Source organism: Mycobacterium sp., from assembly GCF_035499775.1.
GTDB lineage: Bacteria > Actinomycetota > Actinomycetes > Mycobacteriales > Mycobacteriaceae > Mycobacterium.
On record NZ_DATJYB010000562.1, the window covers coordinates 1 to 9,366 of the forward strand.

The window sequence follows — 9,366 nt, forward strand, 5'->3', positions numbered from 1 at the left end:
TTTCGTGTTGTGAGGTGAGGGATGGCCTGGGACTTTGAAGCCGAACCGGAATTCGCCGAGAAGCTTTCGTGGATGCGCGATTTCATCGATTCGGAAGTGATCCCGCTGGAACCCATTCTCGACGAAATCCCGCCGGCGGAATGGCAGCCGGTGAAGCGGCATCTGCAGGACAAGGTCAAGGCGCAGGGGCTATGGGGCCTGTTCCTCGATCCCAGCCTGGGCGGTGAAGGACTCGGCCAGCTCAAGCTCGCTCAGATGTCGGAGATCATCGGCCGATGCATGGTGTCGATGGAGCTCTTCGGCGTTCAGGCCCCCGACAGCGGCAACATGGAACTGCTTGCGCACGGTGCCACCGACGGCCAAAAACAGCGCTGGCTGTATCCGAACCTGCGCGGGGAGATATCGAGTGCCTTCGCGCTGACCGAACCGTTCCTGGCCGGTGCCGACCCGACCGTCATCGCCACCACCGCGGCACTCGACGGCGACGACTGGGTTATCAACGGCCACAAATGGTTTACCACCAACGCCTCCTGCGCCGACATTGTCCTGGTCGTCGCCGAAACAGATCCTGCCGGCCGGCCACACCGTCACGCATCGATTTTCGTGGTCCCGGCGGGCACGCCTGGTATGCAGATAGTTCGCGATATCCCCACGATGGCTCACCCCGACCCGGAGCTTGGGCGCCGGGGCAACCACGCCGAGATCGTGTTCACCGACTGCCGAGTGCCGGGGGACCATCTTGTCGGTCCCCGTGGTGGCGGTTTCAGGCTTGCGCAGCAGCGCCTGGGCGGCGGCCGCATACACCATGCGATGCGCTGGCTTGGCCAGGCGCAGCGGGCGCTGGACATTATGGGTGAGCGGGCGGTGTCACGCCGCTCGCATGGCCGGCTGCTGGGCGAGCACCAAATGGTGCAGGACTATATTGCGCTTTCCCACATGGAGATTCAGGCCGCCCGATTGCTGACCTTCCAGACCGCGTGGAAGATGGACCGTTTGGGTGCCGCGGAGGTCCGCGCCGAGTTGGGGATGGTCAAGGCCCACGTGTCCAAGGTGGTGCTGGCCGTCCTCGACCGCACCATCCAAGTCTGTGGCGCACTGGGCTATTCGGGGGATCTGCCGGTGGAAGGCTGGTATCGGATGACCCGGTTCGGGTCGATCGGCGACGGGCCCGATGAGCTGCACAAGTCGGTGCTGGCTCGACATGTACTCAAGAAGTACAGCCCAGTGGAGGGATGGCCCACCGAGCACCTTCCGTCTCGGCGCGCGGCAGCCGAACGCAAATGGCAGGCGCTACGCGAGGAGACAGGTGCCGCATGACTATTCCGGACCGTCAGCAGGCAATCATCATGACCGGGCCCGGCGAGCCGGTGCAGGTCGTAGAAAGGCCAGTAGCCGAGCCCGGCCCAGGGCAGGTGCTGGTCAAGGTCAACGCGTCGAGCCTGAACTTCCACGACAGCATCAACCTGATGGGTCTTCTCCCCGGGCCGTGGCCACGGGTACCGATGAGCGACGGCGCGGGCGAGGTCGTGGCGGTCGGGCCGGATGCCGATGCGTGGCAGGTGGGCCAGCGCGTCATGGGAGCGTTTCACCCGGGCTGGCTCGACGGGCCGCCGACACCAGAAGTCAAGCGGGAGCTGCCCGGCGACAGCTGCGACGGATGGCTGCAGCAATACCGGGTCGCCGACGTCGCCGCCCTCGTCCGCACACCCGATCACCTCAGCGATGTCGAAGCCGCGACGATCCCGTGTGCCGGCGTGACGGCGTGGAGTGCCCTCCAGGAAGCCCACATCGGCGCAGGCGACGTCGTGGTGGCACTGGGAACCGGCGGGGTGTCGCTGTTCGCAGTGCAGTTGGCCCAAACGTTGGGTGCCAGCACAATCTTGACGTCATCCTCGGACGACAAGCTCAAAGTCGGGTCCGATTTGGGGGCAACGCATCTCATCAACTACCGAACCACCCGTGGCTGGGACGCGGAGGTTAAGCGACGCACCGACGGCCGAGGCGCCGACCTGGTCGTCGATGTCGGTGGCCCCGCCACGCTGGCGCAGTCGCTGCATTCGGCGCGGATGGGCGGCACGATCACGGTAATCGGTGTGCTCAGCGGATTCGATATGACGCCGATCGCGGTCGCCGAGGTGATGCTCAACAACCTGCGCATCATCGGGATCACCGTCGGCAGTGTGCGGGCCCACCGGGAACTCTGCGAGGTGATATCGACGTCGGGCATCAAACCTCATATCAGTCACGTCTTCGACTGGCAAAGCCTCGACGAGGCACTGCTGGTCATGCGGGCCGGCGAACATGTCGGCAAGATCGCCCTCACGATCCCGTGAACCCACGGGGAGGCTGAAGCGTGCCCAGTGAACTCGAACTCGACGCTGACCAGATCGTCACTGCCGCTGTGGAAATCATGCGTGAAAGCGGATTGGACGCAATCAGCATGCGTAGCGTCGCGACCCGGCTTGGCGTCACTCCTCCGCCCGTGTACTCCCGGATTGGCAATAAGGACGCGCTCATCGACGCGGTGGCCGACCACTTACTCGATGACCTTGCGCCGGCGCTGGGCCGCGACGAGACCTGGCCGGACTACGCGCGCCGGTGGACCTGCCAACTTCGCGGACGCCTGACCGATGCCGCCGACTGCAGGCTTTTCCTGCAGGTGAAGCGTCCCGCCTATCTGAAAGCGTCCCGCCCCCTGCTGAAATGCATGCGCCGCGACGGACTGTCGACCGACATGTCGGTGCGCGCCTGTCGGCTCTTGACCTGGGCGACAGTGGGTTTCGTCGCCATGGACCATCCTCCGGCTACCAAGTCGACCCGCCGGCGCGGCCGACCGGCCGGCAGCGACCCGGCCGGGGTGACGGCTGAGGAAGTGGACGAACTATTCGCCGCGCACATCGACTACCTCATCGAAGGGATCCGCCGCGACTCCCGCTGAGCACTAGCTCGCGAAAAGTGACATCGGGTGAATCAATGCGCCGTTCAACACTTCGCGAGCGAGGTTGTGCACTTCGGCCGAGCGCAGCGGAAGATCGGCCATCTCCTCGAGGGTGAACCATGCAGCGCCCAGCGATTCTTCGTCCGCTACCGCCTTGGGTGCACGGTCGTCGGCCGGTCGGGCGACGAAGACGACCCTCATTCGCGTATTGACCGGTATAGGTAGGTGCTCAATCCGCAGCACGCCCTCCAACTCGATGTCGACACCGGCCTCCTCGCGGGTCTCGCGGCAGGCAGCCATAGCGAACGTCTCACCTGGCTCGACTCGGCCGGCCGGTAAGTACCACAACTGGCCGTGCTTGCGTTCGTGCACCAGGAGGAACCGTCGCCCCAATCTGACCAGCACCAAGGCGAAGTTCCACGTGGGAATCGGTTCACGCGCCATCTCAGTCCTCCGTCCTTGGTGAGTCGATCAAAAGGGTCGGGCTCATCCCGCAACGCCACCGTCAACGGTCATCAATGATCCGGTCGTGTAACTCGAAGCCGGAGAAAGCAAATAGACCACCGCGCCCAGGATTTCGTCGGGGCGGCCAACGCGCCGGAGTGCAATACGGCTCACCAGACCAGCCAGCAGGTCCGGGTTGTGAACGAAGCCTGACGCGGCGTCGGTGTCAAAGGTTCCACAGACGATTCCGTTGACGCGCACGCCAACTGCGGCGTACTCGAGCGCCGAAGCCGCGGTCAATGCATTCAGGCCGGCTTTCGCCGCGGCGTAGACCGTGGCGATCGGTGTCGGTTTCACCGACGCCAGGGAACTGATATTCACGATCGACCCGCCGCCAGTGCGGGCCATCGCGGTGGCGGCCAACGCCGTCAAGCGGGTCGGGCCTTTCAGATTGACGCCAACCACCTTGTCGAACAACACCTCTGACGTGTCCAGCAGCGACGGCGACAGCGGGCTCATCCCGGCGTTGTTGACCAGCCCGTCCAGTCGTCCCCAGCGTGCCGTGGCGGCGTCCACGATCCCGTCCAGTGATTCCCAATCGCCGACATGGCATGCCAGCGGGTAGGCCTGACCACCCGCCTGCGAGATGCCGGCGGCAAGTGCCTCGCAGGCTGCGAGCTTGCGGCTTGCGACCACGACGCGAGCACCGCGTTGAGCGAGGCCCACGCTGATTGCGGCACCAAGCCCGCGACTGCCACCGGTGACCAGGACCACCCGATCCGCGACGTCGAACAGCTCGTCGGTCAATGCGCGAACCTCCTTGCGCGACCCCGTAGTTCGTCGACTACGGGTCCAAAGACCTGGTGGATCGGGTTGCGCGACTCGCCGCGCAGATACTTGGCGTAAGACGCCTCCAGGACAATAGCCAACTTCCACGCGCTGAACACCTGGTACCAGTCGAAAAGCGACAAGTCGCGGCCGGTGGCTGCGGCGTATCGGTCGATCAGTTCACCCGGTGTCTGGCAGTGTTCTCGGGCGATGCCGCGCGGGGAGTCGGGGGAGGCCAATGCGATCGGGTTGCCCGTTTCCGGCCAGAAAATCATCGCCCAGGCCAGGTCGATAAGGGGATCGCCCACCGTCGTCATCTCGAAGTCGACCACGCACGCTACCCGGGGCGGCGGCGTCGGAGCCCAGATGACGTTGTCCAGCTTGTAATCTCCGTGCATCACGGTGAGGTCACCGCTGACCGGGGTGTTGTCGCGCAGCCAGGTAGCGAGCTCGTCCACGCCATCCAGGTCGCGAGCGCGGTATCCGGAAAGTTGGGTCAGCCACCGGTCCACCTGGCGTGTCAGAAACCCCTCCGGATGGGACAGATCGGCAAGCGCCGTGTCCATCCAGTCGATCGCGTGCAGCTGTGCCAGGGTGTCGATCAGTTGCTCACCGATCAGGCCGTGTGAGGACGGGTCCCGCCAGAGGGGTTCGGGTAGGCCGTCGCGGCGAATCACGCCGCCTTCGACATAGGACATGACGAAAAACGGCGCGCCGAGGATGGTGGGGTCGTCGCTGCGGGCCAACACGGTGGGCACCGGTATCCCGGCAGTACCCAACGTCTCCATAATCCGCGCCTCGCGGATGACCTGATGGGCGGTGTCGGACACCGCTGCCAGGGGTGCGCGGCGCACCACCCAGGATTGGCCAAGTCGCTCGAGACGGAACATCTCGCAGCTTCCGCCGCCCCGGATGGGCGTCACCGCGACCGCTGCGGGTTCGCCGGTCACTCGCGCCAGCCAGTCGCCGAACCGCGCGACGTCGAAATCCGTTGCCGCAGAGTCCATGCGATTTCAACCGCACCGCGCGATGCCGACGTAAGTGGAACTCATCGCGGGGGTCTGCGACAGCGGATCCACCGGTTCGCCGGCGATCAGCAGATTGCGGTTCACGCCGAACGACTGTGGCGCGGATCCGCCGCGCGGGTCGAAGATCCGCGATCCCCAGCCGTGGTCCATCACGATGACGCCACGTCGGGGCCGGTCGCTCAGAGCGGCTTTCGCCTCGACTTCGCCGACCGGTGAATACACCCGCACCTGGTCGCCGTCGCCGATGCCGAGCTCGGCGGCGTCCGCGGGGTGGATCAGCACCGCGCTGCCTTTGCCGCCAGGGTGCAGGCCGGGCAACTCGTTGAGAAACGAATTCATCGAATGGCGGTTGCGGCGATTGCCGATCTGAAAGGGGTAGTCCGCGGGTGGCTCCGGAGACGGTGCGGCCAGCAGTTCATGGGCCCGTGCAACCAGTTCTGCGGGCGCAACGTGCACACGCTTGTCGGCCGTGCGCAGCGCGGCCACGAAATGCCCGTACTCTCGCGGCCCGAGCACCATACCGTGCGGATTGGCCAGCAGGTCACGCCATTTCAGCTTGTGGCCGTTCACCTTGAGGGACATTGCCACCAGCATCCGGTTGATCCAGTGCGGCGAGAATGCCAGCGCCGGTCGCCGCGTCGCTTTGGCCAGTCGTCGACTGGCCTTGATGAACCCGTTGACGCCCTTGACGCCGAATAGCGGTGTGTCCATCGCCAGCGCCAGATCGACGAAAATGCGCCATTCCTCGCGTGCGGTGTCCGGCGGATCGACCGCCCGCACCCCGTACTGCACGTAGGGCTCGTCGTGCAGATTGCTGGTCAGCGCGAGCAGGTCATCACGTTCGAGCCAGTGCACCGCGGGCAGCAACCAGTGCGCATGGCGGTGACTTTCACGTTGCACGAAGTCGATGGCCACCAGGAGGTCCAGGTCTGCAAGGGCCCGGTCCAGCGCGCTGCCGTCCGGGCCGGAGACGACGGGATTGCCGGAGTTGATCACCAGCGCCCGGATCCGGCCGGGGCCCGGTGTGGTGATCTGGGCCGGCAGTTCGCTCAGCGCGTGCGCGCCGGCGACCATCGCGCGGCCGGTCAACCGGCTCCGGTGGTCCGGGGTCTTGGCCCTGTCGGCCAATTTCAGCGCGTCGATGTACCCGGGCTCGAATCGGCGGCCGCCTGGCCGATCCATTCGTCCGGTGATCACGTTGAGCACGTGGCCAAGCCACTCGCCGACACTGCCCGACACGTGCAGCGACACCCCGGTTCGCGTTACCGCCATCGCGGACTTGGCGGTCGCGAATTCTCTTGCGACGGACTCGATGTGGGTGCGAGGTACATCGCAGCGTCGGGCCAGGTCGTCCAAATCCGCTTCGGCGGCGAGCTGCCGGAGGGATGGCATGCCGGTGGTGAGTTTTGCGCAGTCACCGCGGTGTTCGAGCCGTTCGCGGAGAATGACCTTGACCATCGCCAGCAGCAAGGCCCAGTCTTGACCGGGGCGCACGGCGAGGTGGACGTCAGCCTTCTCGGCAGACTCGGTGCGAAGCGGATCGACGACGACGATCTTGGCGCCCTGCCGCTGCCGGTCCAGCGCGCGCTTCCATCCGCCGGGCACACTCTCCACCCAATTCCAGGCGCTCACAGCGGGATTGGCGCCGACGAGCAGAAGGCAATCGCAATTGTCGATATCGGACACGGGCACCATGATCGACGAGCCGTACATCGCCTCGGCGACGACGTGCAGTGCGTTCTGGTCGACCGAGCCCACCGCGTAGCGGTTGTAGGTGCCGACGCTGTCGAGCCAACCGCTCATGAAGATCAGGTTGGACAGCGAGTAGCCGGCCGGATTGCGGTAATACGCTCCGATCGCGTCTGGGCCGTCGGCCTCGATCAGCCCGGACATCCGGGTGGCGATGTCCGAGATGGCCTCGTCCCAGGTCGCTTCGACGTAGCCGTCGCCCACTCGTCGCATCGGGGCGATGATCCGCCGTGGATGCTCGACGAGTTGGGCGGCGTTACGCCCTTTCGCGCAAAAGTCCTGCCAGCTGTGCGGATTCTGCTTGTCGGCAGATATCTTGCGCACCCGATTGCCTTCGACGCTGACCTCGATACCGCACGACGCCAGGCAGTACCGGCAGAAGGTGAATACCGTCCGCACACCGTCGGGTCGGTCGTGCGGGATCACCGTCAGAGCGTGACATTCCTTTCGCATTTTGTATAGGTCGGACCCAGCCGGCACAGTAATGACTGTGGCGTTAATTTCGGGTGAAATCAATGTGTTTGAACGTCGGTTGTGCGGGCAACTTTAGGAGTTACCGGCAATCCAGGTGGCCTGAGGAAGCACCCACGGCAGACGGCGCCGAAGACGACGCATTTTCCTCCTCCTCCCCCGCTGCGTCGACACACGTCGAAGACCGACTTCGATGGGCCACATCAGGGAGGGGATTTCGACGTGATCGACCTGCCAACACTGCTAATCGCACTGGGCAACAGCAGCTCGACACGGGAGCGCCAGCTCATCGAGTCACATCTCGAAGCAATCCAAGAGAACTCGATTTTGCGGACCAACAACGCGACCCTGCGCGCCGCGCTGGGGGACATGATGCTCGTCCTCGATTCGGTTGACGACGGCCGATTCGATGCGGCGATCGAGGGGCTGAAGCGCTTGGAAGGGCTGTGAACATCTCGAGTTCCGCGGGCTGCTTACTATTTACCGCGGCGTGAACCACCGAGAAAGGCGACGATCAGATGACCAAAGGCGAACCGTCACCGTCGGAGCTGATAGACGCCAGGATCGAGGAGTTGGCTGACTGGCGCGGCGAAATGCTCTCTCGCATCAGGAAACTCATCAAGCATGCCGATCCCGGTGTGGTCGAGGAGTGGAAGTGGCGAGGCGTTCCGGTGTGGTATCACGACGGGATGATCTGCACCGGTGAGACGCACCAGAAGGTCGTGAAGATGACCTTCGCCAAGGGCGCCTCGCTGGAAGACCCCACCGGTCTCTTCAACTCCAGCCTCGACGGCAAGGTCAGACGTGCCATCGATTTCCATGAAGGCGACAAGATCGACGAAAAGGCACTCAAGGCGCTGATCCGCGCCGCGGTGGCCTTCAACACGAAGGCCTGATGCCGACCAGTTACCCGGTTGTGACACTCTTTTGACCAGCGGCGACGCAATTCATCATGATCGTTTGGGGTAGGGTTGGCGCTGCGGCCGGCCGATGGTGCGGACCGAGTCGCGCTGAGGAGCACGATGATCGACCCCATAGATCTGCCAGGCACGGTGTCTGTGGGGCCCTCGCGCGCTGAAATGGCCGCGAACCAGATCGCGCTGCTGGCCGCGGGAGTCAAGACGGGCGATCGGATCGGCAGCAAGGACGAGATACGCCAGATCTGCGGAGTATCGGTCGGCACGTTCAACGAGGCGATCAAACTGGCGCAGGAGCGCGGCGTGATCACGTCACGTCCCGGACCGGGCGGGGGGATATTCGCCTGCGACCCTTCCCCGTTGGCGCGAATGAACGTCTGGTTCCGGTCGGCCGCGCAAGACGAGTCGGCGGTGGCAGAGGCGATTCAAATTCGCGACGCCATCGCTCCGGTGTTAGTGGACGAAGCTCTTGCGCAGATCACCGCCGATGACCGGCGAGCGCTGGCCGAGTTGATGCAAGAACTCAGGTGCGCCCGCGATGCTCATCAGGTGAGCGAATTCGTTTGGGCCGCATGGAATGTCCATGCCCGCGTCGCGTCGGTGGGAAAGAATCAGCTGCTCGACAGCCTGTATCTCAGCATCATCAATGTCGGTACGTCGCATCTACACGCCCGGCTGGAATCCGGCGGCGAGGATATGCCGATCTATCTCGACGACCTGGCTGAGATCACCGGGGATCTGGTCGAGGCGCTCGATCGCGGTGACCGCGCCGGCGCCATCGAGGCTCTCCGGAACACGGATCCGACCATGGTTCTGCGGCCACCGGCCACCTGAACCCGACGCGCAGTCGCAGGGCGGGCAAGCCGGGCGAGCTCATCTTCCCGGTGCCGAGGTTCGTCGCGGAGTTGTCCAAGATCGTCACCCTGCTGCCGGGGGACTTGATCTTCACCGGGACCCCGGCAGGCGTCGGCGGCGGCCTGACGCCGCCGCG

At 64.8% G+C, this 9,366-nt stretch carries 10 protein-coding genes and 1 pseudogene; 7 read left to right on the plus strand and 4 right to left on the minus strand.

The genetic code is table 11. The annotated features are described in order from the left end of the window. The first annotated feature begins 21 nt into the window (after positions 1-21). The 3 genes from VML93_RS34090 to VML93_RS34100 are packed head-to-tail and all read left to right on the plus strand — an operon-like array spanning position 22 to position 2,938. A complete protein-coding gene (locus VML93_RS34090; protein WP_325617564.1) occupies positions 22-1,317 on the plus strand; it encodes an acyl-CoA dehydrogenase family protein in 1,296 nt (431 codons plus the stop codon). Further along, positions 1,314-2,333 carry an NAD(P)-dependent alcohol dehydrogenase gene (locus VML93_RS34095; RefSeq protein WP_325617566.1) on the plus strand — a complete coding sequence of 340 codons (1,020 nt, stop codon included), beginning with the start codon at positions 1,314-1,316 and terminating at the stop codon, positions 2,331-2,333. Before VML93_RS34090 ends, VML93_RS34095 begins: the two co-directional genes overlap by 4 nt. 20 nt (positions 2,334-2,353) lie before the next feature. Beyond that, entirely contained in the window at positions 2,354-2,938 is a 585-nt protein-coding gene (locus tag VML93_RS34100; protein WP_325617568.1) for a TetR family transcriptional regulator, read from the plus strand. A gap of 3 nt (positions 2,939-2,941) precedes the next feature. On the opposite strand, the gene VML93_RS34105 is transcribed toward VML93_RS34100, so the two are convergent. From VML93_RS34105 to VML93_RS34120, 4 genes are read right to left on the minus strand one after another with little or no spacing between them, the layout of a single operon-like run. Beyond that, on the minus strand, positions 2,942-3,382 hold the full coding sequence (locus tag VML93_RS34105) for an NUDIX domain-containing protein (RefSeq protein ID WP_325617569.1): 441 nt from the start codon (positions 3,380-3,382) through the stop codon (positions 2,942-2,944). Between the two features lie 42 nt (positions 3,383-3,424). Further along, positions 3,425-4,189 (minus strand): glucose 1-dehydrogenase, encoded by a 765-nt coding sequence (locus tag VML93_RS34110; RefSeq protein ID WP_325617571.1) that lies wholly within the window; start codon positions 4,187-4,189, stop codon positions 3,425-3,427. Continuing rightward, positions 4,186-5,217: a phosphotransferase family protein gene (locus VML93_RS34115; RefSeq protein WP_325617573.1), complete on the minus strand. Its 1,032-nt coding sequence runs from the start codon at positions 5,215-5,217 to the stop codon at positions 4,186-4,188. The genes VML93_RS34110 and VML93_RS34115 overlap by 4 nt, the downstream gene beginning before the upstream one ends. A gap of 6 nt (positions 5,218-5,223) precedes the next feature. Next, on the minus strand, positions 5,224-7,413 hold the full coding sequence (locus VML93_RS34120) for a molybdopterin-containing oxidoreductase family protein (protein WP_325617575.1): 2,190 nt from the start codon (positions 7,411-7,413) through the stop codon (positions 5,224-5,226). A 267-nt stretch (positions 7,414-7,680) separates the two neighbouring features. On the opposite strand from VML93_RS34120, the gene VML93_RS34125 reads away from it, so the two are divergent. The 4 genes and pseudogenes from VML93_RS34125 to VML93_RS34140 form a co-directional block, all read left to right on the plus strand. After that, a complete protein-coding gene (locus VML93_RS34125) occupies positions 7,681-7,908 on the plus strand; it encodes a hypothetical protein (protein ID WP_325617577.1) in 228 nt (75 codons plus the stop codon). Between the two features lie 68 nt (positions 7,909-7,976). Then, the gene (locus VML93_RS34130; protein WP_325617579.1) at positions 7,977-8,354 is read left to right on the plus strand and encodes a DUF1801 domain-containing protein; all 378 of its coding nucleotides are present in this window, start codon (positions 7,977-7,979) and stop codon (positions 8,352-8,354) included. 126 nt (positions 8,355-8,480) lie between these two features. Then, entirely contained in the window at positions 8,481-9,209 is a 729-nt protein-coding gene (locus tag VML93_RS34135; protein WP_325617581.1) for a FadR/GntR family transcriptional regulator, read from the plus strand. Positions 9,210-9,235: 26 nt separating this feature from the next. After that, a pseudogene (locus tag VML93_RS34140) lies at positions 9,236-9,366 on the plus strand (fumarylacetoacetate hydrolase family protein); the annotation flags it as partial.

What these genes read in the sequence shown, in the direction of transcription:
- VML93_RS34135 (WP_325617581.1), top strand. Translation starts at nt 8,481, where the DNA reads ATGATCGACCCCATAGATCTGCCAGGCACGGTGTCTGTGGGGCCCTCG.
- VML93_RS34115 (WP_325617573.1), bottom strand. Translation starts at nt 5,217, where the DNA reads ATGGACTCTGCGGCAACGGATTTCGACGTCGCGCGGTTCGGCGACTGG.
- VML93_RS34130 (WP_325617579.1), top strand. Translation starts at nt 7,977, where the DNA reads ATGACCAAAGGCGAACCGTCACCGTCGGAGCTGATAGACGCCAGGATC.
- VML93_RS34105 (WP_325617569.1), bottom strand. Translation starts at nt 3,382, where the DNA reads ATGGCGCGTGAACCGATTCCCACGTGGAACTTCGCCTTGGTGCTGGTC.
- VML93_RS34095 (WP_325617566.1), top strand. Translation starts at nt 1,314, where the DNA reads ATGACTATTCCGGACCGTCAGCAGGCAATCATCATGACCGGGCCCGGC.
- VML93_RS34090 (WP_325617564.1), top strand. Translation starts at nt 22, where the DNA reads ATGGCCTGGGACTTTGAAGCCGAACCGGAATTCGCCGAGAAGCTTTCG.